At 69.6% G+C, this 26254-nt stretch carries 28 protein-coding genes; 17 read left to right on the top strand and 11 right to left on the bottom strand.

Annotated features, from left to right (window positions below):
- The first annotated feature begins 4 nt into the window (after positions 1–4).
- Together ACIBG8_RS24810 and ACIBG8_RS24805 are read left to right on the top strand one after the other, a co-directional pair.
- Positions 5–346 (top strand): hypothetical protein, encoded by a 342-nt coding sequence (locus ACIBG8_RS24810; RefSeq protein WP_397345301.1) that lies wholly within the window; start codon positions 5–7, stop codon positions 344–346.
- On the top strand, positions 343–1797 hold the full coding sequence (locus ACIBG8_RS24805; RefSeq protein WP_397345300.1) for an AMP-binding protein: 1455 nt from the start codon (positions 343–345) through the stop codon (positions 1795–1797). Before ACIBG8_RS24810 ends, ACIBG8_RS24805 begins: the two co-directional genes overlap by 4 nt.
- On the opposite strand, the gene ACIBG8_RS24800 is transcribed toward ACIBG8_RS24805, so the two are convergent.
- The 5 genes from ACIBG8_RS24800 to ACIBG8_RS24780 are packed head-to-tail and all read right to left on the bottom strand — an operon-like array spanning position 1781 to position 6220.
- Entirely contained in the window at positions 1781–2497 is a 717-nt protein-coding gene (locus ACIBG8_RS24800; protein WP_397345299.1) for an ABC transporter permease subunit, read from the bottom strand. The genes ACIBG8_RS24805 and ACIBG8_RS24800 overlap by 17 nt on opposite strands.
- Positions 2497–3411 carry an ABC transporter ATP-binding protein gene (locus ACIBG8_RS24795; RefSeq protein WP_397345298.1) on the bottom strand — a complete coding sequence of 305 codons (915 nt, stop codon included), beginning with the start codon at positions 3409–3411 and terminating at the stop codon, positions 2497–2499. Before ACIBG8_RS24795 ends, ACIBG8_RS24800 begins: the two co-directional genes overlap by 1 nt.
- Positions 3408–4334, bottom strand: a complete 927-nt coding sequence (locus ACIBG8_RS24790; protein WP_397345297.1) for an ABC transporter permease — start codon at positions 4332–4334, stop codon at positions 3408–3410. The genes ACIBG8_RS24795 and ACIBG8_RS24790 overlap by 4 nt, the downstream gene beginning before the upstream one ends.
- Positions 4327–5235, bottom strand: coding sequence for an ABC transporter ATP-binding protein (locus ACIBG8_RS24785; RefSeq protein ID WP_397345295.1), 909 nt, complete (start codon positions 5233–5235; stop codon positions 4327–4329). Before ACIBG8_RS24785 ends, ACIBG8_RS24790 begins: the two co-directional genes overlap by 8 nt.
- A gap of 40 nt (positions 5236–5275) precedes the next feature.
- Positions 5276–6220 carry a DUF389 domain-containing protein gene (locus ACIBG8_RS24780; protein ID WP_397345294.1) on the bottom strand — a complete coding sequence of 315 codons (945 nt, stop codon included), beginning with the start codon at positions 6218–6220 and terminating at the stop codon, positions 5276–5278.
- A gap of 62 nt (positions 6221–6282) precedes the next feature.
- Between ACIBG8_RS24780 and ACIBG8_RS24775 the strand changes: the two genes are divergently transcribed.
- Positions 6283–6423, top strand: coding sequence for a hypothetical protein (locus tag ACIBG8_RS24775; RefSeq protein WP_397345293.1), 141 nt, complete (start codon positions 6283–6285; stop codon positions 6421–6423).
- On the opposite strand, the gene coaA is transcribed toward ACIBG8_RS24775, so the two are convergent.
- Complete coding sequence (gene coaA / locus ACIBG8_RS24770; protein WP_397346181.1) at positions 6395–7297, bottom strand: type I pantothenate kinase; 903 nt, start codon at positions 7295–7297, stop codon at positions 6395–6397. The genes ACIBG8_RS24775 and coaA overlap by 29 nt on opposite strands.
- 164 nt (positions 7298–7461) lie before the next feature.
- On the opposite strand from coaA, the gene ACIBG8_RS24765 reads away from it, so the two are divergent.
- The 12 genes from ACIBG8_RS24765 (at position 7462) to tsaD (ending at position 18292) form a co-directional block, all read left to right on the top strand.
- Positions 7462–8859, top strand: coding sequence for an alkaline phosphatase PhoX (locus ACIBG8_RS24765; protein WP_397345292.1), 1398 nt, complete (start codon positions 7462–7464; stop codon positions 8857–8859).
- A 9-nt stretch (positions 8860–8868) separates the two neighbouring features.
- Entirely contained in the window at positions 8869–9219 is a 351-nt protein-coding gene (locus ACIBG8_RS24760; RefSeq protein WP_397345291.1) for a holo-ACP synthase, read from the top strand.
- Positions 9220–9229: 10 nt separating this feature from the next.
- A complete protein-coding gene (locus ACIBG8_RS24755; RefSeq protein WP_397345290.1) occupies positions 9230–10657 on the top strand; it encodes an NAD(P)H-hydrate dehydratase in 1428 nt (475 codons plus the stop codon).
- A 38-nt stretch (positions 10658–10695) separates the two neighbouring features.
- Entirely contained in the window at positions 10696–11805 is a 1110-nt protein-coding gene (gene alr / locus ACIBG8_RS24750) for an alanine racemase (protein WP_397345289.1), read from the top strand.
- A 5-nt stretch (positions 11806–11810) separates the two neighbouring features.
- Positions 11811–12860 carry an alpha/beta fold hydrolase gene (locus ACIBG8_RS24745; protein ID WP_397345288.1) on the top strand — a complete coding sequence of 350 codons (1050 nt, stop codon included), beginning with the start codon at positions 11811–11813 and terminating at the stop codon, positions 12858–12860.
- Positions 12861–13307, top strand: coding sequence for a tRNA (adenosine(37)-N6)-threonylcarbamoyltransferase complex ATPase subunit type 1 TsaE (tsaE, locus tag ACIBG8_RS24740; protein ID WP_397345287.1), 447 nt, complete (start codon positions 12861–12863; stop codon positions 13305–13307).
- A 635-nt stretch (positions 13308–13942) separates the two neighbouring features.
- The gene (locus ACIBG8_RS24735) at positions 13943–14659 is read left to right on the top strand and encodes a hypothetical protein (RefSeq protein WP_397345286.1); all 717 of its coding nucleotides are present in this window, start codon (positions 13943–13945) and stop codon (positions 14657–14659) included.
- Between the two features lie 20 nt (positions 14660–14679).
- Complete coding sequence (locus tag ACIBG8_RS24730; protein WP_397345285.1) at positions 14680–15198, top strand: class F sortase; 519 nt, start codon at positions 14680–14682, stop codon at positions 15196–15198.
- A 29-nt stretch (positions 15199–15227) separates the two neighbouring features.
- On the top strand, positions 15228–16154 hold the full coding sequence (locus ACIBG8_RS24725; protein WP_397345284.1) for a phosphotransferase family protein: 927 nt from the start codon (positions 15228–15230) through the stop codon (positions 16152–16154).
- A gap of 24 nt (positions 16155–16178) precedes the next feature.
- Positions 16179–16805 carry a tRNA (adenosine(37)-N6)-threonylcarbamoyltransferase complex dimerization subunit type 1 TsaB gene (tsaB, locus tag ACIBG8_RS24720; RefSeq protein ID WP_397346180.1) on the top strand — a complete coding sequence of 209 codons (627 nt, stop codon included), beginning with the start codon at positions 16179–16181 and terminating at the stop codon, positions 16803–16805.
- A 46-nt stretch (positions 16806–16851) separates the two neighbouring features.
- Positions 16852–17283: a ribosomal protein S18-alanine N-acetyltransferase gene (gene rimI / locus ACIBG8_RS24715; protein WP_397346178.1), complete on the top strand. Its 432-nt coding sequence runs from the start codon at positions 16852–16854 to the stop codon at positions 17281–17283.
- On the top strand, positions 17276–18292 hold the full coding sequence (gene tsaD, locus ACIBG8_RS24710) for a tRNA (adenosine(37)-N6)-threonylcarbamoyltransferase complex transferase subunit TsaD (RefSeq protein ID WP_397345282.1): 1017 nt from the start codon (positions 17276–17278) through the stop codon (positions 18290–18292). The genes rimI and tsaD overlap by 8 nt, the downstream gene beginning before the upstream one ends.
- On the opposite strand, the gene ACIBG8_RS24705 is transcribed toward tsaD, so the two are convergent.
- From ACIBG8_RS24705 to ACIBG8_RS24695, 3 genes are all read right to left on the bottom strand, one after another.
- Positions 18273–19307, bottom strand: coding sequence for a YihY/virulence factor BrkB family protein (locus ACIBG8_RS24705; RefSeq protein ID WP_397345281.1), 1035 nt, complete (start codon positions 19305–19307; stop codon positions 18273–18275). The genes tsaD and ACIBG8_RS24705 overlap by 20 nt on opposite strands.
- A 366-nt stretch (positions 19308–19673) precedes the next feature.
- A complete protein-coding gene (locus tag ACIBG8_RS24700; RefSeq protein WP_397345280.1) occupies positions 19674–21578 on the bottom strand; it encodes a hypothetical protein in 1905 nt (634 codons plus the stop codon).
- Positions 21579–21750: 172 nt separating this feature from the next.
- Entirely contained in the window at positions 21751–22752 is a 1002-nt protein-coding gene (locus ACIBG8_RS24695) for a methyltransferase domain-containing protein (RefSeq protein WP_397346177.1), read from the bottom strand.
- Here ACIBG8_RS24695 and ACIBG8_RS24690 point away from each other — a divergent pair.
- Positions 22696–22965: a hypothetical protein gene (locus ACIBG8_RS24690; protein ID WP_397346209.1), complete on the top strand. Its 270-nt coding sequence runs from the start codon at positions 22696–22698 to the stop codon at positions 22963–22965. The two genes, ACIBG8_RS24695 and ACIBG8_RS24690, sit on opposite strands and share 57 nt — an antisense overlap.
- 414 nt (positions 22966–23379) lie before the next feature.
- Here ACIBG8_RS24690 and ACIBG8_RS24685 read toward each other — a convergent pair whose 3' ends face one another.
- Positions 23380–23985 (bottom strand): Uma2 family endonuclease, encoded by a 606-nt coding sequence (locus tag ACIBG8_RS24685; RefSeq protein ID WP_397346176.1) that lies wholly within the window; start codon positions 23983–23985, stop codon positions 23380–23382.
- 454 nt (positions 23986–24439) lie between these two features.
- Complete coding sequence (locus tag ACIBG8_RS24680; protein ID WP_397345279.1) at positions 24440–24952, bottom strand: MarR family winged helix-turn-helix transcriptional regulator; 513 nt, start codon at positions 24950–24952, stop codon at positions 24440–24442.
- 51 nt (positions 24953–25003) lie between these two features.
- On the opposite strand from ACIBG8_RS24680, the gene ACIBG8_RS24675 reads away from it, so the two are divergent.
- Complete coding sequence (locus ACIBG8_RS24675) at positions 25004–25894, top strand: NAD-dependent epimerase/dehydratase family protein (RefSeq protein WP_397345278.1); 891 nt, start codon at positions 25004–25006, stop codon at positions 25892–25894.
- The last annotated feature ends 360 nt before the right edge of the window (positions 25895–26254 follow it).

The following is a 26254-nucleotide window of genomic DNA, read 5'->3' as shown; positions in this document are numbered from 1 at the left end:
GATCATGTTCACCCTCTTCCTCCCCGACCACTTCGGCGCGGACAAGGCGCTGGAGCACTTCACGACCGCGACCAGCGCCTCCTCGATCGAGGCGCAGGACGGCGACCCGCTGCTGAGCCTGGTCGGCGACCGCCGGGTGATGGCGCTGAGCTTCCAGGACGCCGACTTCGGCGCTGCCGTCGCGTTCTTCGCCGAGCATCCGTACCTGTCTGGGTGCCTGGCGCACAACGGGGAGCGCATCGTGCTGCAGCACCAGGCGGGCGGCGAGACGCTGGTGGACGAGGAGTTCGCCGACGCCGCTCCGGCCGGGTGCCGGGTGGCCAGGCTGCCGCAGGCGTTCCTGTGACGGTCGACCTCGTCGCCGAGGTGCTCGCGGCGTGCGAGCGCACGCCGCGCGCGACGGCGATCATCTCCGCGCGCGGGGCCGAGCTGAGCTTCGGCGACCTGCGCGAGCGGGTGCTGCGCATCCGCGACCGGTTCGTCGCCGCCGGCCTCGAACCCGGGGACGGGGTGCTCTACGCCGTGCAGCCCGCTCCCGACGCGATCGCGGTCGCGCTGGGCGTGGTGGCGGCCGGCGGGGTGCTGGTGTTCGCCGATCCAGGGCTGGCAGCGGGGATGCTGGAGGCGCGGCTGCGGCTGGCCGACCCGAAGTGGGTGGTGGCGGAGTCGCTGCTGTACACGATCACGTCCTTCGCGCCGCTGAGGGCTCTGGTCGCGCGGAGGGGCGTGTTGCTGCCGTCGCTGCGCGAACAGGCGCTGTCGCACGCCTACACCGGCCGCTGGCTGCCCGGGGTGCCTTCTGGCGCGGTACGGCTGCGCGGCCTCGACGGCGCCTACGACGGCGAGCTCGGCAAGGCGGACCTCGACGACCCGGCGGCGGTGATCTTCACATCGGGCACGACGGCGAGCCCGCGGGCGGTCGTGCACAGCCGCAGCTCGCTGGCGGCCGGGCTGGAGATCTTCAGGGACCGGTTCCCGATGGAGCCGGGCGACGTCGTGCACACCGACGGGCTGATGCTCGGCCTGCCCGCGCTCATCGGCGGCGCCACGTGGTCGATGCCCGGAAAATCACCAGGAAACCGCGAGATCACCCACATGTACTGCGTGCCGGTCGAGGTGACCACGCTCGACAGCCTGCCAGGGAGCCTGCGCCACCTGCTGCTCGGCTCGGCTCCCGCGCCGCCCGCCGTACTCAGGAAAGCCCTGGCCCTCACCAAGGCCGAGGTCGCGTCCGTCTACGCGATGACCGAGGCGCTGCCGATCGCGCTGGCCACCGCGCGGGAGAAGCTCGACTACCCGGACGGCGACCTGCTCGGGCCGCCGATGCCCGGGGTCGGCGTGCGCTTCACCGACGACGAGGAGCTGGTGGTGAGCGGCCCGCACATCGCCACCGGCTACCTGGGCGATGCCCCGCACACCGAGGTCGCCACGGGCGACCTGGTGAGGATGGACGCCGAGGGCAGGCTCGTGCTGCTCGGCAGGAAGAAGGACATGCTGCTGCGCGACGGCTTCAACATCTACCCGAGCCTGTACGAGCCCGCGATCGCGGCGCTGCCCGGCGTGGCCGACGCGGCGATCGTCGGGATCGCCGACCCGGAGACGGGCGACGAGGAGGTCGTGCTGGCCATCGTTCCCGGCGAGGGCTTCAGCGAGTCTCTCGTCCGGGGGAGGCTACCGAAGCTGGTCGACGCGGGCGCCCTGCCCGACCGGATCGAGGTGCTCCAGGAGTTCCCCAGGTCGGGCAGGTCGCGCAAGCTCGACAGAGCCGCGCTCAGGGAGGCTACTCGTCGCCGGTGAGCGAGAAGACCCGCAGCCGCTGACCGGCCCAGAACACCGCCCCGGCCGTCACGATGACCAGAGCCGGTACGGCGAAGCCGAGCGTCACGTCGGTGAACGGCGTCTCCCACGACGACACCTGGTCGGCGATCGACTGCGCCCACTGCTGGATGGAGAACTTGCGCGCACCGGGCACGAAGTTGCCGACCAGCCCCTCCCAGACCAGCGCGTAGATGATCCCGATCGTCACCGCGTGCCTGGTGACCACGCCGAGGAAGAGGAACACGGCCGCGTAGGCGACGCCCGCGACCAGCGCGCCGAGCCCGAACCCGAGCGCGATGCCCGCCTCGTTGCGCACCAGCAGCCAGGCGGCCGCGTAGGTGGGGATCGCCGCGAACAACGCCAGCAGCGACGCGGCCACCAGGAACTTCGTCGTGGCGATGACCGGGCGGGAGATCGGCTTGGACATCAGGTGGATGATCGTGCCGTCGTCGATCTCGGGCGCGATCACGCCGGTGCCCGCGATGAGGCCGAGCAGCGGCAACATGGTGCCGATGGCGAACTTCTGCATCAGCGTCACGGCGGAAACCTGGTCGGCGCTGCCGACAAGGCGCAACAGCACGGCCAGGCCGATGAGCGCGAGAGGCAGCAGGATGAGCAGGATGATCCGCCTGCGTCCCAGAACAGCCCGGTAAGTAATACCGGCGACCACGGTGTTCATCAGGAGCTCCTCGTGATCAGGTAGGCGAAGACGCTCTCGAGGTCCTCGTCGGCCGGCGAGACCTGGTGCAGGTGGATGCCCTCGGCCTGGGCCACCCGCGGCAGCAGCCAGGCGAACCGCCTGAACTCCACCGCCTGCACCTCCAGCCCGTCGGCGCCCAGCGTCACGCCGCCCGTGCTGCGGTCGACGATGAGCGCGCCGGCGAGCTTCCTGTCGTCGCTGGAGCGGATCCTGAACAGGTGGGGACGGTCGGTCATCAGGCGGCGGATCTCGCGGAAGTCGCCCGAGGCCGCGTGCCGTCCTGCGACGAGCACCTCGATGTGCTGGGCGACCCGCTCGACCTCCTCCAGGATGTGCGAGCTGAACAGGATCGTCTTGCCCGCCGCGCCCATCGCGCGGATGAGGTCCATCAGGTGCATGCGCTGGCGCGGGTCCATGCCGTTGAACGGCTCGTCGAGCAGCAGCACCTGCGGGTCGTGCACGAGCGCCGCCGCGACCTTGACGCGCTGCCGCATGCCCTTGGAGTAGGTCTCGACGCGCCGGTCCTTGGCCGGTTCCATCTCGACCGTCGCCAGCGCCTTCTGCGCCGCGCCCGCCGGGTCTGGCAGGCCGTGCAGCTTGGCGGCCGACAGGACGAACTGCCAGCCGGTGAGGAACCCGTAGACCCCCTCGCGCTCCGGCACCAGGCCGATGTCGCGGTAGATGAGATGGTTCTTCCAGACCTGCGTCCCGTCCAGGGTGACCGTACCGCCGGAAGGGGCCAGGAACCCGGCCATCATGTGCAGGAGCGTCGACTTGCCGGCGCCGTTGGGGCCGAGCAGGCCGGTCACGCCGGGGCCGATGGTCATGGTCACGTCGTTGACGGCCACCACGTTGCCGTACCAGCGCGAGACCTGCGCGAGCTCGATCTTCATCGCGAGGCCGCCTTCCGGTAGCGGAGGATGAGCGCGGCGACGCCCAGCGCGATCAGGGCGATGATGGCCAGCGCGGCGACCGGCCCCGCCGCGCCGGGGTAGGTGCTGTCGGGCGCCGAGGCAGGTGTGCCGAACAACCACACCTGCAGGGCGTCGACCAGGAAGAACGGATTGAGCAACCACGCCCACCCGGCCGACTGGTTCCCCATCGACTCCATCGTCGCGTAGAGGATGGTCGAGACCGCGGAGACCAGCAGGTAGACGGCGATCACCGAGGCGACGCCGAGCCCGCGCCTGGGGGTGAACGAGGCCAGCGCCAGGCCGAACGAGGCCAGCAGCAGCGCCAGGACCAGCGCCATCACCATCGCGGCCACGTACTCCTTGGTCTGCGGCGCGCCCTCCAGCGTCGTGGGCAGGCCCTCCATGAGCGCGCCCCCCTGCGTGGGACCGCCAGCGCTGACCAGGAGCTCGCCGATGAACGTCAGCGTCAGGGGTACGGCCACCATCAGGTACATCGCGATCGTCATCGCGGCCAGCTTCGCGCCGACGTACTCGATCACGGTCACCGGACGCGAGAGGTACAGCGGCAGCACCCGGTAGCGCAGGTCCGGCGCGACGACGCTCGGCGACTGCGCCGCCAGGAAGATGGCCAGCACCACCTGCATGAAGACGGCCAGCCCCGTGTACGACACGCCGCGCTGCTTGAGCAGGGCCATCATGGTGATCGACACCACGGCCACCATCAGCATGATCGCCGCGAGGAAGAACGGGATGATCTTCGAGCGGGCGCGGCGGCCGAGGCCGAAGATGCCACGCAGGCTGTGCACGGTCAGCGCCCGCACGGCGTAGGCGCGGCCGAGCCGCGGCCCGTCGTAGTGGCGGTAGCCGATGTCGTGGATGACGCCCGCTGTCTGCTCAGACACCTGCGACCGCCTCCCTGAAGACGTCCTCGATGCGGTGGCGGCCCTGTTCGAGCCGGATCAGGCACAGGTCGAGCTCGACGACGACGTCGCGGATGGCGTCGAACGTGGCCGGGCCGTCCACCTTGACCGCCAGCAGCCGCCCGTGCGGGGTCACGGTCTGCCCGAGCTCGGTCAGGCGCGCGGCGAGCACGTCCATGCCCTCCTCGACCTCGACCGTGAGCGTCTGCGTCGCCTGGGTGAACTCGGCGATCGCGCTGGAGCGCAGCAGGGAGCCGCCGTCGATGACGATGACGTGGTCGCAGATGCGTTCCAGCTCGCCCAGCAGGTGGCTGGTCACGAGGACGGAGATGCCGAACTCGGTGCCGATGCGCCTGATCAGCTCCAGCATCTCGTCGCGGCCGCGCGGGTCGAGGCCGTTGGTCGGCTCGTCGAGGAAGACCAGCTTGGGGTCGTGTACGAGTGCCTGGGCGAGCTTGACGCGTTGTTTCATGCCGGTGGAGTAGCCGCCGATGGCGCGGTAGCGCTCCTCGTACAGGCCGACGTGGCGCAGCGTGTCAGCGGCGCGCTCGCGCGCTGCCGTGCGCGGCAGGCCGGACATCTGGGCGAGGTGGACGACGAGCTCGGTGGCTGAGACGTCGGGCGGTAGGCAGTCGTGTTCGGGCATGTACCCGACGGACCTGCGGATCTCCGCGCCGTGCGTCGTCACGTCGAGGTCGAGCACGCGGGCCCGGCCCTCGGTCGGCGGCAGCAGGCCGAGCAGGATCTTGATGAGTGTCGACTTGCCCGCGCCGTTCGCCCCCACCAGGCCCGTCACACCGGCTCCGACGGTGACCGTCAGCTGGTTGAGCGCCGTGACGGTCGGGAAACGTTTGGTCAGCCCCTCGGTTGCGAGGATGTGCATGATCGGGACACTACCCGCCGACCTGCCGCGAGAGCCTCGTTCACACGGATGATTTCCCAGCTCGTCCTACGGTTCTACCTACTTGCGGCCAGAACATCCGTTGAACGAGGAGTGTCGCGGTGCCTGAGATGATCATCCCGACGATGTTGACGGCGAGCTGCGTGACCGACCCGTAGACCTCGTTCCAGTCGCCCAGGGCCAGAGCCACCGCGGCGTACCCGGCGGCGGGCACGGTCGTCACCGAGATGAAGACGCCGACCAGCGCCGACGACTTGCCCGCCGTGATCGACAGCACCCCTGCCGCCCCGGCGAGCAGCGCCACGATGAACGACCACTTGTCGGGCAGGACGATGAACCTGACCTCCTCGTTGACCTGCAGCATGTCCGGGGTGACCCAGCCGAGCCAGGTCGAGACCAGCGCGCAGGTGAAGGTGATCGCGATCGCCACGGTGAAGCCGATGACCAGCGCCTTGAACGAGGCGATGACCAGGTGCCAGCGGCGGCGGAGCAGGCCGAAGCAGATCGCCGCCACGTTGCCGAACTCGGGGCCGAGCACCATCGCGCCGACGATGAGGATGGGCGAGTTGACCAGCACGCCGATCCCGGCGAGCTGCGTGGCGATCGCCAGAAAGGCGAGGTACGCCCAGGTCATCCGCGAGTCGTCGTGCACCCGCCTGGCGAGTTCCTCCCAGACCACCGCGTCGTCGCCCTCGCCCGGCGCCTCCTCCTCCGCCTCGTGCGCCACCTTGGACAGGGACAGATCGATCTGCTCGATGGCGATCGACCCCTCGTCCTCCAGCCACTTCAGGTCGCTGATGACCTGGTTGGCCGACTCGCGGGCCATGTCGCAGAAGATCAGGTCGCCCTTGGGCTCGCGGGCGGCGCCCGGCAGCACCGCCACGTTGGTGATGCCGGGACACTCGTCCAGGACCGCGAGGACCTCGTCGGTCCTGGACGCCGGGCTGATCAGTCGAAGGTGCAGCACGAGGCCATTGTCGTCCATCGCGCATTGATGGCGTGTTGATCGGGTCCCGGGACGCTGTGCGCATGAGGAAGCGCACCACGTGCCACGAGCACGACGAGGACTGCTGGTTCGCCGACGTCGACGACCAGGGTTGTTACGGCAGGTTCGCCGCTTTCGTCTTCGACGAACTGCTGCCTAGGTACGGCGCAGCCGTACCCGCCTGACGGAGTGGTCTGCCCCCTTCTGCAGGACCAGGCCCGCGCGGCCGCGGGTGGGGGCGATGTTCTCGACGAGGTTGCGCTCGTTGATGTCGCGCCAGACGTTCTTCGCGAACTCGGTCGCCTCGTCCTCGGACAGCTCCGCGATGTACTTGAAGTAGGACTTGGGGTCCTCGAACGCGGTCCTGCGCAGCTTGTGGAAGCGGTCGACGTACCAGTCGCGGATGTCCTCGACCTTGGCGTCGACGTAGATGGAGAAGTCGAAGTAGTCGCAGACGGCCAGCGCGGTCGGCGGCGCCGGCTGCAGGACGTTGAGCCCCTCGACGATGAGGATGTCCGGCTTCTTGAAGACCTGCTTGGCGCCGGGGACGATGTCGTACTCGAGATGGCTGTAGGTGGGGGCGTAGACCTCGGCGGCGCCCGACTTGACCTCGGCGACGAAGCGCACGAGCGCCCTGCGGTCGTAGCTCTCGGGGAAGCCCTTGCGGTGCATGATGCCCTTGGCCTCGAGAACCGCGTTGGGGTAGAGGAAGCTGTCGGTGGTCAGCAGGGCCACGTGCGGGTGCTCGGGCCAGCGGGCGAGCAGGGTGTGCAGCAGGCGGGCCGTGGTCGACTTACCGACCGCGACGCTGCCCGCGATGCCCAGGATGTACGGCACGCGCCGCTCGGGTTCGCCGAGGAAGGCGCTGAGCGCGCTACTACGCTGTTTGGACCCGGTGAAGTGCAGGTTCAGCAGCCGGGTGAGGGGGAGGTAGATGTCGGTGACCTCGGTCAGGTCGATCGGGTCGTCGACGCCACGGAGGTCTTCCAGCTCGTCTGCGGTGAGAGTCAAGGGCGTGTTCTTGCGGAGTTCGCTCCACTGCTCCCTGCTCAGTTCCACGTAGCCGTTGTTCACCCACGCAGCCTACTGATGGTCTTCCTGTGGAATGTATCCACAGCCTGTGGATAAAGACATGGGATTACTTCGGCTTGAATCGGGGAACAGGGCCGCTTGGCGATTTCTGACATATGACCTTCTCCTGGCACCCGGTTAACGTTCGGTGTATGGATCGTCGCAGCTTCCTCATCATGAGCGTGGCAGGGCCGTTCGCCGGAGTCGCCCAGGTGGGCGCGAACGGCGGCCTGCGCCCATCCCCTGGGTACGGCCCGCTCGAACCGACGCCCGACCTGCGCGACGGCCAGGTCAGGCTGCATCTGCCCGCCGGGTTCAAGTACCGCTCGTTCAACGCGGCCGGAGAGACCTTCACCGACGGCTCGACCGTGCCGGGCAAGCACGACGGCATGGCCGCCTTCCACGGGCCCCGCGGCACCGTGATGCTGGTGCGCAACCACGAGATCAACGGGCCGGTCGGCGCGTTCGGCGACGTGTCGAAGGCCTACGACCCCTCTGCCGGCGGCGGTACGGCCACGCTGCAGGTGACGCGTTATGGCGAGGTCGTGCGCAGCGGGCCGTCGCTGAGCGGGACGATGATGAACTGCTCCGGCGGTCCCATGCCGTGGGGCGCGTGGATCACCTGCGAGGAGACGGTCAACGGGCCTGACGTGGGCAACGACTTCTCCGGCGGGGACAACTCCAAGCTCACCCAGAAGCACGGCTACATCTTCGAGGTGCCGGTGTACGGCTCGGCCAGCGTCCAGCCGGTCAGGTCGGCCGGGCGGTTCGCGCACGAGTCGGCCGCCTTCGACCCGCTGAGCGGGGCCGTCTACCTGACGGAGGACAACTTCGGGTTCGCGTCGGGGTTCTACCGGTACGTGCCGCCGCGCAACCCGCTCCACGTGGGCAAGTTGCTGGACGGCGGGAAGCTGCAGATGCTCGCCGTACAGGACGCGCCGGGCAAGGACCTGTCGGTCGGCCAGCCCGCAGGGGCCTCGTACAGGACGACCTGGGTGGACATCGACGACCCCGACCCGACCTTCACCGGCAAGCCGTCCAACGACGTCGCCATCCAGGCGGTCGGCAAGCAGGGGCGGGACAAGGGCGCGGCTATCTTCTCCCGGCTGGAGGGCGCGATCCACCACCAGGGGATCGTGTACTTCGCCTCCACCCAGGGCGGCGCCACCGCGGCGGGCGACACGCCGCCGTCCGGGTTCGGCAAGGGGCGCGGCCAGGTGTGGGCCTACGAGACGTGGAGCGGGCGGCTGCGGCTGGCCTACGAGTCGCCGGGGTCCACGGTGCTCGACCTGCCCGACAACGTGACCAGCAGCCCGCGCGGGACGCTGGTGCTGTGCGAGGACGGCAACGGCGACAACTTCCTGCGCGGGCTCACGCGGCGCGGTGAGATCTTCGACTTCGCGCGGCTGGAGCCGGTCGTGGGGGACGCCGGTGCCGAGTTCGCCGGATCGTCCTTCGGGCCTGGCGGGCAGACGTTGTTCGTCAACATCCAGTCGTCGAAGGGCACCTCGTTCGCCATCTGGGGACCGTGGCAGAAGGGTGGTTTCTAGACTGGGTGCATGATCCTTGGAGTGGGCGTGGACGTCGTGGGCATCGAGCGGTTCCGCGCCACACTCTCGCGCACGCCCGCGCTGGTGGAGAGGTTGTTCACCGAGGGCGAGCGCGGGCTGTCCGTCGAGTCGCTGGCCGCGCGCTTCGCCGCCAAGGAGGCGGTGGCCAAGGCGCTCGGCGCGCCTCCCGGGCTCGGGCATCAGGAGGCCGAGGTCCTTCTGGGCGACTACGGCAGGCCGCTGCTCAACGTCACCGGGCGGGCTGCGGAGGTGGCCGCCGCGCTGGGGGTCGTCCGCTGGCACCTTTCGCTGAGCCATGACGGCGGTGTCGCGGTGGCCTACGTGATCGCGGAGGGATAGCTTCGACCCCATGCGCACCGCCTACACCGCCGACCAGATCAGGGCAGCGGAGCTCGCGCTCATGGCGCGGCTGCCGCCCGGCACGCTGATGGACCGCGCCGCCGCCGGGCTGGCCGCGGTCTGCGCCGGGCTGCTGCTCAGGGTGTACGGCTCGCGCGTGCTGCTGCTCGTCGGGAGCGGCGACAACGGGGGCGACGCGCTGTTCGCCGGGGCGTTGCTGGCGCGGCGCGGGGCTCGGGTCTCCGCGGTGCTCGCCGGGTCTTCTGCGCATGCTGCCGGGCTCGAGGCTTTTCGCCGGGCTGGGGGGCGGGTGGTTCCCGCCTTCGAGGACGCCGACCTCATCGTCGACGGGCTGGTGGGGATCGGCGGGTCTGGGCCCCTGCGCTATGCCTCGCTGGCCAGGCTCGCTTCTTCCGCATCGGGCATCGTGGTGGCGGTCGACGTGCCGAGCGGGGTGGACGCCTCCACCGGGCGGGTGGCTGGTGAGGCGGTCAAGGCGCAGGTCACCGTGACGATGGGGGCGTGCAAGACCGGGCTGCTGGTCGACCCGGGGGCGCAGTACGCCGGGCGACTCGAGGTGATCGACATCGGGCTGGGGACGTACCTGCCCGATCCTGACGTGGCGGCGCTGACCGGGGCGGACGTCGAGGACCTGGTGCCGCGGCCTACCGTCGAGTCGGACAAGTACCGGCGGGGGGTCGTGGGGATCGCTGCCGGGAGCTCTCGCTACACCGGGGCCGCTGTGCTGGCCGTGGGCGGGGCGTTGCGTGCCGGGGCGGGGATGGTGCGGTACGTCGGGCCTTCGGAGCCGGTGGCGCAGGTGCGGTCGCACTGGCCGGAGGCGGTGATCACCGAGTTGTCGTCGCCGTCGCTGGACGGGGTCGGGCGGGTGCAGGCCTGGGTGCTCGGGCCCGGGTTCGGTACGGACGACCGGGCGCGGGAGGTGGCCGCGCAGGTGCTGGCGAGCGACGTTCCCGTGCTGGTGGACGCCGATGCGCTGACGCTCGTGGCTGCGGATCGCGACCTGCTGCGGCGCTCGGCGCCGGTGTTGATCACGCCGCACGCGGGGGAGCTGGGGCGGTTGCTCGGCGTGCCTGCGGAGCGGATCGAGGCGAGCAGGCTGGAGTACGCCCGGCGGGCGGCTGCTGAGCTTGGTGTGACGGTGCTCCTCAAGGGCTCGACGACGGTCATCGCGGAGGAGGACCGGCCCGCTCGCGTCAACCTCACGGGGACGCCTTACCTGGCGACCGGAGGCACGGGCGACGTCCTCGCGGGTGTGGCCGGTGCGCTTCTGGCGGCGGGGCTCAGCACTTACGACGCGGGCTCGTGCGCCGCCTACCTGCACGGGCTCGCCGGTCGCATCGCCTCAGACGGCGCACCCCTGGCCGCGGCCGACGTGGCGGCGGCCATCCCCGAGGCGATGAGATCCCTCGAATAGCACGCTCGGGTGGTTCGGGGAGCTGCCAAACTGGAGAGATGGATTCCCCTGCGGAGGCGCGGATCGATCTGTCCGCCATCAGGCACAACGTGGCGCTGCTGAAGGCGGCCGCCGGTGGTGCGGCGCTGATGGGTGCGGTCAAGGCGGACGCCTACGGGCACGGGCTGGTCGGCGCGTCCGAGGCCATCGTCGAGGGTGGGGCCTCCAGGCTGGGCACGGCGTACGTTCGCGAGGCGCTGGCGCTGCGTGCCGCCGGGGTGACCGTACCGATCCTGTCGTGGATCATCACGCCGGGTGAGCCGCTCGACGACGCGCTCACCGGCGACATCGAGCTGTCCGTCTGCGACGAGCCCATGCTCGACGAAGTGGCGGAAGCGGCCAGGCGCACAGGGCGTACGGCGCGCATGCACTTGCAGGCCGACACCGGCATGAGCAGAGGCGGCGCCCCCCTGGCCGCCTGGCCGGGTCTCCTGAAGAGGGCCGCCGAGCTCCAGGCGGAGGGCGCGGTCGAGGTCGTCGGCCTCTGGTCCCACTTCGCCTGCGCGGACATCCCCGGCCACCCCTCCATCGACCTGCAGCTCGACAACTTCGAGCTGGCACTCAAGATGGCCGACCCGCCCTCGCACGTGATGCGGCACATCGCCAACTCCGCCGCGATCGTGTCGCTGCCGCGCTCCCACTACGACATGGTCCGTCCCGGTATCGCGATGTACGGCCTGAGCCCCATCCCCGAGCAGGGCGACTTCGGCCTGCGCCAGGCGATGACGCTCACCGCGCAGATCGCCCTGGCCAAGCGGGTGCCGGATAAATCCGGCGTGTCGTACGGGCACCTGTACGTCACGGATGGCGAGACCACGCTTGGCCTCGTCCCTCTGGGGTACGCCGACGGCGTACTCAGGCACGCGACGGGGCGTGTCGAAGTCCTCGCCGGGGGACGGCGCAGGGCCATCGCGGGGCGGGTCTGCATGGACCAGTTCATGATCGACGTCGGCGACGATCCACTTGCCGCCGGCGACGAGGTCATCCTCTTCGGCCCGGGCAACCAGGGTGAACTCACGTTGCAAGAGTGGGCGGATAACCTCGGCACGATCACGCATGAGATCGTGACCAGGCTCGGCGCTCGAGTGCCGAGGGTGTACGAACGGTAGGGGACATGACCACGACAACACGGCGCAGGGTCGGCATCGCGGGCGCGATCGTCGGCGCCGCCTCCGCTGGAGTGGCTGCCGCCGCACTGGCCAAGCGCTATGCGGTCGGCCGCATAAGGCTCCGTCCCGACCTGGAGGCCAACGAGCCGTTCGGCGAGCTGCGCGGCCGCGAGCGTACGCTCACCACGTCCGACGGCGTGGCCCTGCATGTGGAGATCGACGGGCCCGAGGACGCACCGCTGACGATCGTGCTCTGCCACGGCTACTGCCTCAACCTCGAGTCGTGGCACTACCAGCGGCGCGAGCTGCGCGAGCGGCACCGCATCGTGTTGTGGGACCAGCGCTCGCACGGCCGATCGCAGCGCGTCGAGGCCGAGGACAGCACGATCGACCGGCTCGGCGACGACCTGGCCGAGGTGATCGCGCAGTACGTGCCCGGCCCGTGCGTGCTCGTCGGCCACTCCATGGGCGGCATGACGATCATGGCGCTGGCGGACCGGCACCCTTCGTTGTTCGGGGACAAGATCCGCGCGGTGGCGTTGATCGGGACGTCGGCGGGCAAGCTCGCCGAGATCACCCTGGGGTTGCCCGCGCTGCTGTCCAAGGCGGTGCACAAGGTGGCGCCCTCGACGGTGTCGATGCTCGGCAAGCGCGGCGCGCTGATCGACAAGACGCGGCACGCGGCGAACGACATCGCGTTCCTGATCACGCGTTACATCGGGTTCGGTGACTCCAAGAACGTCAGCCCGACGCTGGTCGACTTCGTGGAGTCGATGATCAGGTCGACGCCTACCGAGGTGTTCGCGAACTTCTATCCGGCGTTGATGAACCACGACAAGCTTTCCGCGCTGGGCGTGCTGGCCGACGTGCCGACGGCGATCCTGGTGGGGGAGAAGGACTGGCTGACGCCGCCGGACCACAGCAAGGCCATCGCGGCGGCGCTGCCCGAAGCGACGCTCACCGAGGTGCCTGACACGTCGCATCTGGTGCAGTTGGAGAAGCCTGGGGTCATCAATGAGGCGCTGGGTGACCTGATCAAGCGAGTGGAGGTCTAGGTGGAGGTGCTGGCGACCGCGGAGGAGATGCGGGCGTTCGGGGTGCGGCTGGCTGAACGGCTTCGCGCGGGGGACCTGCTGGTGCTCTCGGGGCCGTTGGGGGCCGGGAAGACGACGTTGGTGCAGGGGATCGCCGAGGGGCTCAAGGTTCGTGGGCCCATTACGTCGCCGACGTTCGTCATCGCCCGCGTCCACCCTTCGTTGTGTGGGGGGCCTGCTTTGGTGCATGTGGACGCTTATCGCCTCGGTGGGGATCTGGAGGTGGACGACCTCGACCTGGACGCGTCGCTCGAGGACTCGGTGACGGTCGTGGAGTGGGGGGAGGGGTTGGTGGAGGGGTTGTCCGACGACCGGTTGGAGCTCCACATCTCCCGCGACTCCGACGACGACATCCGCACCGTGACCATCCGCGAGGTAGGCCCCCGCTGGACCCACCCCACCCCCTGACCCACCCACCCCCACTCCCTGAGACCCACCCACCACCCACTCCATGGACCCGCCCACCCGCCCTTGGGGCCTCACCCCCAACCCGCCCGCACCTCCTCCCCGACCCCGACCCGCCCGCACCCCATGCCCCACCCCGGGATATCCGCCCACGCCTACACCCCTTGGGGTGCCCCCTCCATGGAGGTGCCTCCTGGGTGGTATCCCTGGCCCCGCAGGGTGTGGCCCTCACGGGGTGTGGCCCCACGCCGACACCCCCTTGGGGTGTCCCTCCAAAGATGGGCGGTCTCCACGGGCGGTCTCCACGGGCGGTCTCCACGGGCGGTCTCCACGGGCGGTCTCCACGGGCGGTCTCCACGGGCGGTCTCCACGGGCCGTGGCGACCCCCGGGTGAGCGCTATGGGTGGTTGGCCCACGGGCGGCGCGCAAGGGGCTCAGGGGGGTTGTGGGGGTGGCTCTTCTGGGGTTTGGGCTCTTGTGTGACGGGCGACACGCCGTCTGATCCGCAAGGAAAGTAAAAGCACCGTCAATCCCCGCTATCCCTGGCACCATTGGACCACTTGCGATAAAGATCGTTAGTAAGTGGTTCGCCCAGATTTTCTGGGTATTAGGTGGGGCGATCCATCGTTTTTCGGTGGATGCTGGGAAAAACGGCGGAGTGGGGTGCGGCGGTGCTCAGGGTCAGGCGAGTCGCTTACGCGGGTGCCATCGTCATGATCGGCCTGGTCGGCTGCACGGCCGAGGCAGGCACGACACCGACGCCATCGACGTCCGGCACGGGAACAGGAACAGCCACACCCACAGGAAGCGTCTCCCCGGCGCCCACCGCCACCGTCACCAGGAAAGACATCAGCGTCCAGCTCAACCCGGACAGCGTCACCGCGGGTGAGACGTCCAAGGTGTGGATCCTCGCCAACTGCCCCGTCCCCAACGGCGGCCCCGCCCACACCGGCACCGCCACCTCCAAGGCCTTCCTGTCCGGCGTCACGCTGAACCCCGTCCTGTCCACCCCGACCGCCACAGCCACGGCCACCGCGACCACCACCCCCGCCCCGTCGCCCTGGGTGCGCGGCGAGGCGACCGTCTCCGGCACGGTCAAGCGCGGCAGCTACACCGTCGACGTCAAGTGCGACGGCACCAACGACGTCGGCAAGGCCACGCTCAAGGTCGTCAGGACCACCGAGCCCACCTCGACGACCATCCCCACCAAGGCCCCCAAGGCGGGCGGCGGCGGCATGTTCGGCAAGGACGTGGACGACGAGTCGACGATCCCGCTCGGCCCGGCAGGCGTGCTGATCGCCATCGCGCTCGCGGGCGGCGCCGGCCTGGCGCTCAAGCGGCGCAGCCGTACCTGACGATGGCTCGGTTCCCTCGGGTGGTCCTCGCGGGGGCCGCCACCGGTCTGGTGCTGGTCGCGTTCGGCAAGTCCTTCGAGGCGCAGAACGCGCCGGCCGCAGCGGTGTTCCCCGAGAGCATCGACATCCCGTCGATCGACCTCGAAGCGCCGCTGATGAAGCTCGGCATGACCAAGGACGGCGAGGTGGAGCTCCCGCCGTACGAGAAGCCGAAGGTCGCCGGCTGGTACAAGCACAGCGCCGTGCCCGGCGACAAGGGCGCCTCGGTGATCATCGGGCACGTGGACACGAAGTCGGCGCCGGCCGTCTTCTACAAGCTCAGGCAGCTGCGCAAGGGCCAGCTCGTCAAGGTGGAGCGCAGCGACGGCAAGGTGGCCGAGTACCGCGTCGACTCCATCGAGCAGGTGCACAAGGACGCGTTCCCGACGCGGAAGGTGTACGTCGAGGACGGGCTGAAGCTCGTCACCTGCGGCGGCACCTTCGACTACACCAAGCACGAGTACGTCGACAACATCATCGTCTACGCGTCGAAGGCATAACCGGTTGCGCGGTTCCGGATGATGGAACCATGACTGACGAGGTGAATCCGCCCGCTCGGGGCGTGCGGATGCCGTGGGAAGAGGTGGCCGAGCACGTCCGCGCCGAGGTCGAGGACTTCCTCGGCGCTCCGGTGGCCGAGGCGGTGACGCAGGATGGCGGTTTCTCCCCGGCGGCAGCCGTACGGCTGCGCCTCCAGGACGGGCGCCGGGCCTTCGTGAAGGCCCTCAACTCCGCGGTGAACCCCGACTCTCCGGACATCTACCGCGCCGAGGCCAGGATCGCCGCCGCGCTGCCGGCCGACGTGCCCGCGCCCCGGCTGCTCACCTCCTTCGAGCGTGACGGGTGGATCGTCCTGATCTTCGAGGACGTCGAGGGGCACCACCCGGTCATGCCGTGGCGCCGCGACGAGCTCGACCGCGTGCGGGCGGCGATCACCGTCATGTCCGAGGCGCTGACGCCGTCGCCGATCGAGGTGCCCACGCTGGCCGAGGTCATGGGCGACTCGTTCCGCGGCTGGCGGCGCCTGCTGGAGGAGGACACCACCGGGCTCGACCCGTGGGCGCTCGCCCACTTGAAGGAACTGGCCGAGCTGGAGTCCGGCTGGGAGGAGGCCGGGGCGGGCGACACGCTGCTCCACGCCGACCTGCGCGCCGACAACATGCTGCTGACCGGCGACCGCGTCTACTTCGTCGACTGGCCCTGGGCGTGCAAGGGCCATGCCTTCTACGACCAGGTCGGCATGCTGCCGTCGGTCGCCATGCAGGGCGGCCCGCAGCCGTGGGAGCTGCTCACCGACCCTGATCCGGCGATCACCACGCTGGTCGCCGCCGTCACGGGCTACTTCGTACGGCAGGGCCGCCGGCCCTCGCCCGCCGGCCTGCCCACCCTTCGCGCTTTCCAGCGTGCGCAGGGCGTCGTGAGCCTCGAATGGCTGCGACAGCGCCTTAGCGGTTGATTCAAGGCATTAGGCTTGACGTTCGTGCTGGTCCTGGCCTTTGATACCGCGACACCCGCCGTCACGGCGGCGCTCCACGACGGCGACCGCGTCCTCGCCGAGTCGACCACGATCGACGCCCGGCGCCACGGTGAGCTGCTGATTCCCACGGTCGAGGCGGTGTTGCGCGAGGCAGAAGCCTCCCTGCGCGACGTCACCGCCGTCGTCGCGGGCTCCGGCCCCGGCCCCTACACGGGCCTCCGCGTCGGGCTGATGACCGCGCAGGGGCTCGCGCTCGCGCTCGGCATTCCCGCGTACGGCATCTGCACCCTCGACGCGCTCGCCTACGGCAGCGGGCTGTCCGGCGAGTTCCTCGTCGCGACGGACGCCCGGCGCAAGGAGGTGTTCTGGGCGCGCTACTCCGATATACGCACCCGTACGGCTGGGCCGTTCGTCGACAAACCCGCCGACGTCGCCTTCGACGGGCTGCACGTCGTCGGCCCCGGCCTGCTGGGCGACGGTACGGCGCCGCCGTACCCCTATGCCGGGTTCCTGGCCGCGCTGGCGGCGGAACGGCTGGCCGCCGGGGTCGAGCTCGACCCGCCGCGCCCGATCTACCTGCGCAGGCCCGACGCGGTAGTGCCGGGAGCGCCGAAAAAGGTGACGGCGTGAACGACGGCTCTCCTGACGCGAGGGGGACGGCGTGAACCTGCGGCAGATGACGGCGGCCGACCTGCCCGCCGTCATGGCGATCGAGCGGGAGATGTTCCCGCTGGACGCGTGGAGCGAGGGCATGCTGCGCGGCGAGCTCGCCGACCAGCCGCGCACCCGCCACTACGTGGTGGCGCTCGTCGACGGCGAGATCGTCGGCTACGCCGGGCTGGCCGCCGCGGCCGACCAGGCGGACGTGCAGACCATCGCCGTGCTCGACGCCTTCCAGGGCAAGGGCATCGGCAGCGCCATGCTGACCAACCTGCTGACCGAGGCCGCCCGGCGCGGCGCGCTCGAGATCTTCCTGGAAGTTCGCGCGGACAACCCGCGTGCCCGCGCCGTCTACGAACATTTCGCATTCGAGGAGATCGGCGTGCGCCGCCGCTACTACGACGACGGCACCGACGCGATCGTGATGAAGAGGAAGCTGGATGGCTGACGAACCCCTGGTCCTGGGCATCGAGACCTCCTGCGACGAGACCGGGATCGGCATCGTCAGAGGGCACACGCTGCTGGCCAACACGATCGCCTCCAGCATGGACGAGCACGCCCGCTTCGGCGGCGTGGTGCCCGAGGTGGCCTCGCGGGCGCACCTGGAGGCGATGACGCCGACCGTGGAGAGCGCCCTGGCCCAGGCGGGGCTCTCCTTCAAGGACATCGACGCGATCGCGGTCACCGCGGGTCCAGGGCTGGCGGGTGCGCTGCTGGTCGGCGTCGCCGCAGCCAAGGCCTATTCGCTGGGTCTCGGCGTGCCGCTCTACGGGGTCAACCACCTGGCCGCGCACGTCGCGGTCGACCAGCTGGAGCACGGGGCGCTGCCCAAGCCGTGCATCGCGCTGCTGGTCTCCGGCGGGCACTCCTCGCTGCTGCTGGTGCCGGATGTCGCGCGCGACGTCATCTCGCTGGGCTCGACGGTGGACGACGCGGCCGGTGAGGCGTTCGACAAGGTGGCTCGGGTGCTCGGGCTGCCCTTCCCCGGTGGTCCGTACATCGACAAGGCGGCCCGTGAGGGCGACCGGGACGCGATCGCCTTCCCGCGCGGCAAGATGGACGCCACGCTCGACTTCTCCTTCTCCGGGCTCAAGACGGCCGTCGCCCGCTGGGTCGAGGCGCAGGACTCCATCCACGTGCCCGACGTGGCCGCCTCCTTCCAGGAGGCGGTGGTCGACGTGCTGACCCGCAAGGCGTTGCAGGCGTGCAAGAAGTACGACGTGCACGACCTGCTCATCGGGGGCGGGGTCGCGGCCAACTCGCGGCTGCGCGCCCTGGCTCAGGAGCGGTGTGACAAGGCCGGGGTACGGCTGCGCGTCCCGCGCCCCGGGCTCTGCACCGACAACGGCGCGATGGTGGCGACGCTCGGGTCGGACCTGGTGGCCGCGGGGATCACGCCGTCGCTGCTGGACATCCCGGCTGACTCGTCGATGCCGATCACGACCGTCCACGTCTAGAGACGGCCTTCAGGGCGCGGATCGCGGCAGAACCGACCGCGCCCACGAACGGCTCGCGCTCCTCCTCGGCCGTGGGGCCCTGGTCGGGGTGCGCCGGGGCCGGGCTGTGCGTGCGGTACGCCTCCAGCTGGGCGGCGAACGCCAGGCCGAGGAAGAGGGCGATCGAGCTGAGGAACGCCCACAGCAGGAGCGCCATGACCGCGGTCAGCGGGCCGTACGTGCTGTCGAACGTGCCGCTCCGCTCGGTGTAGACGGCCAGCGCGAAGGTGAACAGCGTCCACAGGGCCAGGGTGACGAGCGCGCCGAACGCCAGCCAGGTGTGGCCCGGCTGCCTGCGCCTGGGGGCCGCCCTGAACAGGACCGAGGTGGAGACCAGGGCCAGCAGGAAGCCCAGTGGCCAGCGCACGATGTCGAACGCCTGGCGCAGGCTCGGGCTCCAGCCGTACACCTGGGCCAGCGCGCCGCCGATCGCGCTGCCGCCGACCATCGCGGTGAAGCCGGTCAGCATGAGGGCGCCGGCGGTGAGGGCCAGGACGAGCGCTCTGCCGTACTTGCGGTGGAAGGGGCGGTCGCGTTCCATGCCGTAGATGCGGTTGGCGCCGCGTTCCACCTGGGCCATCGTGCTGGTGAGTGAGAACAGGGCGGTCGCCAGGCCGAGGGCCAGGGCCAGCGCGTCCCTGGCGCGGCCGCTTCCGGCGAGGACGTCCTGGACGGCCTGGGTGCCCGGGCCGGGGGCCAGCCTGCTCAGGGCGAGCTGCAGGACCTGGCCCAGCTCTTCCTGGTGGGCTACGGAGCTGAGGCCCACCAGGGCTATGGCGCCGGGGATGATGGAGAGGCAGAGCTGGAAGGCCAGGGCTCTGGAGTGGCTCATGCCGTCGCCGTAGCGGAAGCGGACGTAGGAGTCTCTGGCCAGGTGCCAGACGCCGTATTCGCGCAGGGTTGTCCAGGCGTCGTCGGCGGAGAGCTCGTCGCCGCCCATGGTGCGTGTCTGGGGGACTAAGGTCGCGGATCCCACGTCGGCAAGGTTCCCATTCCTTGCCGAACATGGACAACTCGCCCGGCGATCCCTCTGAGGGCTTCAACCTCATGAGACCTCAGCCCCGTGAGACCCCTCCTGAGGGCCGCAACCCTTTTGAGGGACATATCGCCTTAGGGACGACCACCCTAGGAGGACCGCAACCCCTCAACCACATGAGCCCCTTAACCCCCTGCGGGGTTGAGGGGCCGGAGGGCCGGGCTCTTCGGGCGGTGTTCCATCTACGGGGGTGTTCCCGGGCGGCGTAACGGCGGTGCGCTTGGTCGCTCGTCGTCGCGTGTCCCTGGAGGCGCCCAGCCACCTACGGCGACTGGGCGTCCCTCGGCTCCGCCGTACCCCCTGCCCTTAATCCTTCGAACGCGTGGGACGCAGGAGCGCCTCAGCGAGGGCGAGCATCGTCTCCTCGAGGGCGCCGAGGCGCTTGGTGAGGTCGGTGGTGGCGGGCTCGACGATCTCCGTCACCGTGCCCGTCAGCTCGTCGCGGTCCGGCCGCTGCTGCACGACCTCCGTCAACGCCGCAGCCGCCGACACCAGCCGCGCGTCGATCTCGTCGAAGCGCTTGATGTGCTCCGTCGTCTGCGACTCCAGCAGCTCGCCCACCCGCTCGCTGATCCCCAGCGTCGCGGGCAGCTGTCCGACGCGCTGGTTGACCGCCTCCACGCGGTCGTCCACCGCCTCCAGGTGCTCGTTCGCCTTCTCGGCGCTCGCCCCCAGCCCGGTCAGGTGCGTGTCGACCCCGTCGAACCGGCCCGTCAGGTGCTCCTCGACCTCGCCGACGCGCTCGTCGAGCGCCTCCAGCTGCGTGTCGAGGGTGTTGAAACGGGCCTCCTGGCGCGTCGCCGCCTCGGTCAGGTGGTGGTCGGCGCCGGTCATCCGCTCGTCGAGCGTGGTGAAGCGGCTGTCGATGCGGCCGTCCAGCGAGTCGAAGCGGTCGTCGTGGCGGCCCAGGTGGCCGTCGACCACGCCCAGCCGCTTGTCGACCCCCACGACCTTGGCGTCCACACCCGCCACCTTGGCGTCCACCCCGGCCACTTTGCTGTCCACCCCGGCCACTTTGCTGTCCACCCCGGCCACGCGGTTGTCCAGGCCGGTGACGCCCTTGTCGAGGCCGCCGAGCCTGCCGTCGATGCCGTCGAGGCGGGTGTCGATGTCGGCCAGGCACTCGTCGGCCGTCTCGATGCGGCCGTCGACGCTGTTGAGCCTGGAGTCGATCGCGATCAGCCTGCCGTCGACCCGGTCGACCCGGCTGTCGACGCCGTCGAGGCGGCCCGTGAGGCGCTGCTCGCCGTCCTCGACCCTGGCGTCCACCTGCTCGACCCGGACGTCGACCCCCTCGACCTTGGCGTCGACCTGACCGATCTGCGCGCTGACCTGCTCGACGCGCGCGTCCACCTGGCCGACCTGGGCGCCGACGTGCTCGATCTTGGTTTCCGCCTGGCCGACCTGGGTGCTGATCTGCTCGACCCTGGTGTCCATGTGCTCGACCTTGGCGTCGACCTGCTCGACCCTCGTGTCCACCTGCTCGATCGCCGTGGACAGCAGCTCGGTGGCCGCGCCGAGACCGGCGTCGAGGCGGTGGGTGGCGTCGGAGAGCTTCTCGTCCAGGCTCTCCGACAGGTCGAGCACGCCGCCCTCGATGCGGTCGGTGCGCGTGGTGAGGTCGGTCAGCGACTTGTCGAGCCTGGTGAAGCGGTTGGCCGCGGCCTCCATGCTGGCGTTGAGCTGGCCCAGCTTGGAGGAGAAGTCGCCCATGCGCTTGGTGATGTCGCCCGTGGTGTCGAGTACGGCCTGCAGCCGCTTCAACGCCTCGTCGACACTCTCCGCGACCGTGCCGACGTCGGCCCAGAGGCTCGGCAGCTCGGCCACCGGGGTCACCTGGGCGCCTACCGAGCTGACCCTGGCGTCCACGTGGCCGACCTGCTCGCCGACCGCGTCCACGTGGTCGCGCACGGCCTCCACGTGCTGCGCGAGGCCCTCCGCCCACGAGGGCGGCCTGGTGGTGATGTCGTCAAGGCGTCCGCTCACGGCTTCGAGCGCGCCGCTCAAACCGCCGAGCTCGCGCTCCCTGACCTCGCGGAGCAGCCACTCCATGCCTTCCAGGCGCTGGCGGATCTCGTCGAGGACGGCCCCCTGGGTGCGCTGCTCGTAGACGTGGTCCTGGGCGGCGCGCGCGAGCAGCTCCCGCATCCGGTCAGAGATGGCGGCCTGGCTGCCTGCCTGAAGAAGGGTGGTGTGGTTGGAATGATCCACCGAAAGCTCCTTCACTCGCTGGCGGAATGCGCACAGCGGTGGGATTGGTCCGGTTTGCAGATGGAAGGCGGGCCGTTACAGGGGGAGAACTCGCCGCCTGGCCACTTTAGCTGCTGGATCAAGGTCATTTGGGGTCGATCGCGATTATCAATGTATCGCCCCAGTTTGTCATTTACGCAGGTCGGGAGGGGGTGCAGATGAGTACGGAAGGCTTGTCCATAATGCGAGTGAGGATGATGACTGCTGATTTGTCGCCGGAAAGTCGGAGGTCGTTGTGCAATCGGGTGATGTCGATGGCTGAGCCTCGCTTTTTGATGACGACATTTCCGATTTCACGCTCTCTGAGGGTGGCGCGGAGGCGTTTGAGAGAGAACGGGAGCGTGGTGTGGACCTCGTACCTGGAGGCCCAGGGGGTGTCCACGGCGGCGTCTGAGGTGATGTAGGCGATCATCGGGTCGGGGAGGTGGCCCTGGACCAGGTCGGCCACTTCGGCGACGAGGTGAGCGCGGATGGCGGCGCCGTCAGGCTCGTAGACGTACCGTGCGACGGGGCCTGTGGTGGCCTGGGCTCCGGTGGGAGTGAGTGTCTGCCCGCCGGGAAGCAGCGTCGCCCGCCTGTGGATCCGCCCTTCACCGTCGTTCTCGGTGAGACCGTTCCCTTCGCCCGCCCGCCCGTCGTTGATCCAGAGGGCAACCTCCTTCACCTCGCCCTTGTACGACACCCACTCGGCCTCCGCGCCGTCCGGGATGTACTCGTACGGGATGCCTGGGGCGACCTTGAGGCAAGCCGTCTTCGCCCTGGCCACCAGATCCAGCACCGTCGGCCACGGCGGGGAGTAGGACATGGGGTCGAAGGTCCTGCCTCTGGAGGTACGGCGAGCGGGATCGGCGAACAGGGCGTCGTAGCCGGACGGGTCGATGGTCGCGGCGTCAGCCGTACGGACAGTGACCTTGTCACCCAGCCCGAGAGCATCGGCATTGGCACGGGCGACGGCCGCGGTCAGGGGGTCGGTGTCGAACGCATCCACCGTGCAGCCCGTTCTCGCCAACGCCAGAAAGTCCCCTCCGATGCCACAGCAGACATCAGCCACATGCCCGGGGACCACACGCCTTGCCCGATGATCGGCCACCTCGCGGCGGGTGGCCTGCTCCAGACCGTGGGGAGTGAAGTACATGAGCTGGGCGTCGTCGCCGAACTTCGCTTTGCCCCGCTCGCGCAGGCCGGCCTGTGTCAGGGCGGCGGAGGTGAGGGTGGCGTCGTAGGTCTTTCTGAGCTTGGTGGCGGCGACGACTGGATCCGTGCCGACGACCTCGGCGGCGGCGGCAAGCGCCTGATGGCCTCGCGGCGTAAGGAGGGCAAGAAAGGCATCGAGATCCACGCTTCCTGACGGTAGTGCACCAGAAGCCCCTCCCCAGCTCACCCCCTCACCAGGAAACACACCCCGGCCGCGTCACCCAGCCGCCCGACGCCCCTGCCCCTTCGGCCCGCCTCGGCTCAAGTCCCCAGCCCCGCCCGGCGGCCCCGCCCAGCTGTTCCGCCCGGCCATTCGGCCGCCCTGCCCGATCACTCGGCCTGGGGCCCTGCTCGGCGACCCGGCCCTTTCGGGCTTTGCCCTGGCCCAGTCCCTGCCCTGGCCCCCGGACCCGCATCGGCCCCCGGACCCGCATCGGCCTGACCCCGGCCTCACGTAGCCCGCGAGTACTTGGCGGCGCCTGTCCCCAGAGCGTTGTCCTTGTCCGGCCCCCTGGCCATCGCTGCTCCTCCTGCACGTGCCCGCCTGCGTGTGGTGCCGCGATGCGGGTCAGGCGAGGAGGTCGGTGAAGCGGATGTCGATCGGGAAGGGGGCTTCCACGGAGAGCTCCTCCCGATGGATGCCCGTGCCCTGGTAGAAACCGATGGCCCTGTCCAACTCGTAGGTGTGGATCACGGGTTGACCCCGCTCCTCCTCCACGATCCACAGGTGCTCGATGCCCGCCTCGGCGTAGATTCGCGGCTTCACGTGGTGATCCCGGTGGTCCGACTCGGGGGAGACCACCTCGATGGCCAGATGAACGTCCGCAGGTTCGAACGCCGTACGACCCATGTCGCTCGTCGCCGCCCTGTTCACGACAACGACGTCAGGACACGGTCGTTGCCGTGGCCCGAGCTTGATGTCCATCTGGGAGACGGCCGTGAGCGTGTCTGGCGCCTGGGCGCGGAGGCTCGCGCGGAGGTTGGCCAGCACGGTCTCGTGAAACAGCCTTTGGGGGGACATGAGGATGAGGGCTCCATCGACGAGTTCGACCCGCTTGAAGAGATCCAGCTCGCCATTAGGTCCGTCCTCGGGCAGCAGGTCGAGGTCGTCGGCCGTCCACCCACCGTCGGGCGGGTAAGGCCAGTTCGCGAGAACGTCTCTCACACGGTCCATCGTGGCGGTCACATCACTCACGGTAGCGTCGGAACGATCACCATTCGTAGTCATCGAACCACATTCTGTTCGATTGCCCTCTGAATAGATGTTCCCCCAATCGAGCGGCGCTGTCTCGCGAGCCGTACGAGCAACCAATCACTGGGCCCGATCCTCGGCCTCGCCCCGCCCCCAACTCGGGCCCTCGGTACTCACCGCATCGGCGATCTCTCGCGCCACGGACCTCGCCCTGGGCGCCCGTGTGCGGTGGCCTCGCGCGCCTGGGGCCTCATGTACTTGGGCCTCATGTGCCTGGGCTTCTTGTGCCTGGGCTTCTTGTGCCTGGGCTTCTTGTGCCTGGGGTCTCTTGTGTCTGGGCCTCTTGTGTCTGGGCCTCTTGCGCTTGGGGTCTCGTGCGCTTTGGGTCTCGTGCCTAGGAACTCGTGGCTACGGGCTTGGTGCTGGGGCGTGGGGATTAGAGGGCGGTGTCGCCGAGGGAGTGGAGTAGGCCGCGGAGGATGGTGGCCAGGTGTTCCTGGTCCAGCTTGGAGAGGCCGGCGAGGAGTTCGCGTTCGTGGGCCAGGTGGGCTTCCATGATCTCGTTGACCAGGCGCTCGCCGTCCGGGGTCAGGTAGACCAGGACCATGCGGCGGTTGTCCGGCGCTGGGGTGCGGTGGACCAGGCCGCGTTCTACCAGGCGGTCCATGCGGTTCGTCAATGCGCCTGGGCTGACCAGGGCGTTGGCGGTCAGGTCCTTCATGCAGAGGCAGTGCTCGGTGTTGCTGCGGAGCAACGTGGCGAGCATGTCGAACTCCCATGGTTCCAGGCCGTGCTGGGTGAAGAACTCCTTCACTCCCCGGTCCAGCAGCCGGGATGCGCGGAAGAGGCGTCCGACCACGTGCATGGGCGACATGTCGAGGTCTGGGCGGGTCCTTGCCCACTGGTCGCTGATCTCGTCCACGGCGTCTCGCATGGGTTCGACTTGCATGGGCTTACGATATCAAAAAGTTCGATGTTGAAGTGTTCGATGTTGAGGTGTATGGTCCCCGATGTCGAAAAGTTCAACGTCGAAGTGTTTGAGGTGGAGATCATGAAGGTTCTCGTTCTCGGGGCTACCGGGTACATCGGTGGGGTTGTCGTGGAGCGGCTGCTCGAGCAGGGACATGAGGTCGCGGCGCTTGTACGGCGGGCCGGGGCGGAGGTGCCTGGGGTTCGGGATCTGCGGGTCGGGGATCTCGGGAGTGCTGCTCAGGCGGTTACGGCGGATATCGATGCTGTGGTGCATGCGGCTTCGTTGACCGGGGACGAGGACGCGGATCTTTCTGCGATCCAGGCGCTGGTCGGGGCGGGGAAGCCGGTGCACTACGTCAGTGGGATCTGGGTGCTTGGCCGTACTGATGAGGGGTCTGAGGGGAGCGTCACCAACCCTGTGTCGATCGTGGGGTATCGGCCCAAGGTTGAGGACATCGTTCTTGCTGCTGGGGGAACGGTGGTCCGGCCGGGGATCGTGCATGGGCGTGGGGGCGGGATCGCGGCGCTGTTCGTGGGGCAGGCGGCTGAGCGTGGGGTCGGGGTTTATGTGCAGGGGGCTTATGAGGAGCCGACCTGGGCGTTCGTGCATGTTGACGATCTGGCGGACCTGATTGTCGCGGCGGTTGAGCGTGGGGCGGCGGGGGCGGTTTATCACGGGGTGGCTGAGGAGGGGGTTGCCGTCAAGGACTTTGCTGGGGCGACTGCTTCGGCTGCCGGGGTGAGTGAGGTGGAGGCCTGGCCGGTGGAGGAGGCGGCTTCGTTGCTGGGGGCGCCGTTTGCTGAGGCTTTGGCGCTCAGTCAGAGGGCTTCTTCGGCGCTTACGCGGGAGAAGCTGGGGTGGGAGCCTCGTCGGGCTGGGGTGCTGGCGGAGGTTGGTGAGGGGTCTTATCGGCGCTAAGAGGGGCTGGTGCCCGCTGGTCGCTTGGCGGCTGGCGGGCTTGGCTCTTTTTTGGGCCTTCCTGGGTGGTTGGGGTTGGGTACGGCAGGGGCGGTCCTGTGGGGCTTGAGCTGGCGGTTTGTGGTGCTTTCGGGAGGTCCGGCGCTGGTGCCAAGGGTGGCGCGACCAAGGCTGCTGGGGATGAGGCGGCGGGGTGATGTGCGCTCGGGTGGGGTTGGGCCGGGAGTGGTGTGGGGCCCGGCTGGGCGGCAGGCTTGGCTGAGGGCTGAGGGCTGAGGGCTGAGGGCTGAGGGCTGAGGGCTGAGGGCTGAGGGCTGAGGGCTGAGGGCTGAGGGCTGAGGGCTGAGGGCTGAGGGCTGT

The sequence above is a fragment of the Nonomuraea sp. NPDC050556 genome (genome assembly GCF_044457355.1).
Classification (GTDB): Bacteria; Actinomycetota; Actinomycetes; order Streptosporangiales; family Streptosporangiaceae; genus Nonomuraea.
Note: the sequence above shows the minus strand (reverse complement) of the source record. Positions and strands in the feature narration are given on the sequence as shown.

What these genes read in the sequence shown, in the direction of transcription:
- ACIBG8_RS24810 (WP_397345301.1), top strand. Translation starts at nt 5, where the DNA reads ATGTTCACCCTCTTCCTCCCCGACCACTTCGGCGCGGACAAGGCGCTG.
- ACIBG8_RS24800 (WP_397345299.1), bottom strand. Translation starts at nt 2,497, where the DNA reads ATGAACACCGTGGTCGCCGGTATTACTTACCGGGCTGTTCTGGGACGC.
- ACIBG8_RS24795 (WP_397345298.1), bottom strand. Translation starts at nt 3,411, where the DNA reads ATGAAGATCGAGCTCGCGCAGGTCTCGCGCTGGTACGGCAACGTGGTG.
- ACIBG8_RS24785 (WP_397345295.1), bottom strand. Translation starts at nt 5,235, where the DNA reads ATGCACATCCTCGCAACCGAGGGGCTGACCAAACGTTTCCCGACCGTC.
- ACIBG8_RS24775 (WP_397345293.1), top strand. Translation starts at nt 6,283, where the DNA reads ATGAGGAAGCGCACCACGTGCCACGAGCACGACGAGGACTGCTGGTTC.
- ACIBG8_RS24765 (WP_397345292.1), top strand. Translation starts at nt 7,462, where the DNA reads ATGGATCGTCGCAGCTTCCTCATCATGAGCGTGGCAGGGCCGTTCGCC.
- ACIBG8_RS24760 (WP_397345291.1), top strand. Translation starts at nt 8,869, where the DNA reads ATGATCCTTGGAGTGGGCGTGGACGTCGTGGGCATCGAGCGGTTCCGC.
- ACIBG8_RS24755 (WP_397345290.1), top strand. Translation starts at nt 9,230, where the DNA reads ATGCGCACCGCCTACACCGCCGACCAGATCAGGGCAGCGGAGCTCGCG.
- alr (WP_397345289.1), top strand. Translation starts at nt 10,696, where the DNA reads ATGGATTCCCCTGCGGAGGCGCGGATCGATCTGTCCGCCATCAGGCAC.
- ACIBG8_RS24745 (WP_397345288.1), top strand. Translation starts at nt 11,811, where the DNA reads ATGACCACGACAACACGGCGCAGGGTCGGCATCGCGGGCGCGATCGTC.
- ACIBG8_RS24735 (WP_397345286.1), top strand. Translation starts at nt 13,943, where the DNA reads ATGCTGGGAAAAACGGCGGAGTGGGGTGCGGCGGTGCTCAGGGTCAGG.
- ACIBG8_RS24725 (WP_397345284.1), top strand. Translation starts at nt 15,228, where the DNA reads ATGACTGACGAGGTGAATCCGCCCGCTCGGGGCGTGCGGATGCCGTGG.
- rimI (WP_397346178.1), top strand. Translation starts at nt 16,852, where the DNA reads ATGACGGCGGCCGACCTGCCCGCCGTCATGGCGATCGAGCGGGAGATG.
- tsaD (WP_397345282.1), top strand. Translation starts at nt 17,276, where the DNA reads ATGGCTGACGAACCCCTGGTCCTGGGCATCGAGACCTCCTGCGACGAG.
- ACIBG8_RS24690 (WP_397346209.1), top strand. Translation starts at nt 22,696, where the DNA reads ATGATCGGCCACCTCGCGGCGGGTGGCCTGCTCCAGACCGTGGGGAGT.
- ACIBG8_RS24695 (WP_397346177.1), bottom strand. Translation starts at nt 22,752, where the DNA reads ATGTACTTCACTCCCCACGGTCTGGAGCAGGCCACCCGCCGCGAGGTG.
- ACIBG8_RS24685 (WP_397346176.1), bottom strand. Translation starts at nt 23,985, where the DNA reads ATGGACCGTGTGAGAGACGTTCTCGCGAACTGGCCTTACCCGCCCGAC.
- ACIBG8_RS24680 (WP_397345279.1), bottom strand. Translation starts at nt 24,952, where the DNA reads ATGCAAGTCGAACCCATGCGAGACGCCGTGGACGAGATCAGCGACCAG.
- ACIBG8_RS24675 (WP_397345278.1), top strand. Translation starts at nt 25,004, where the DNA reads ATGGTCCCCGATGTCGAAAAGTTCAACGTCGAAGTGTTTGAGGTGGAG.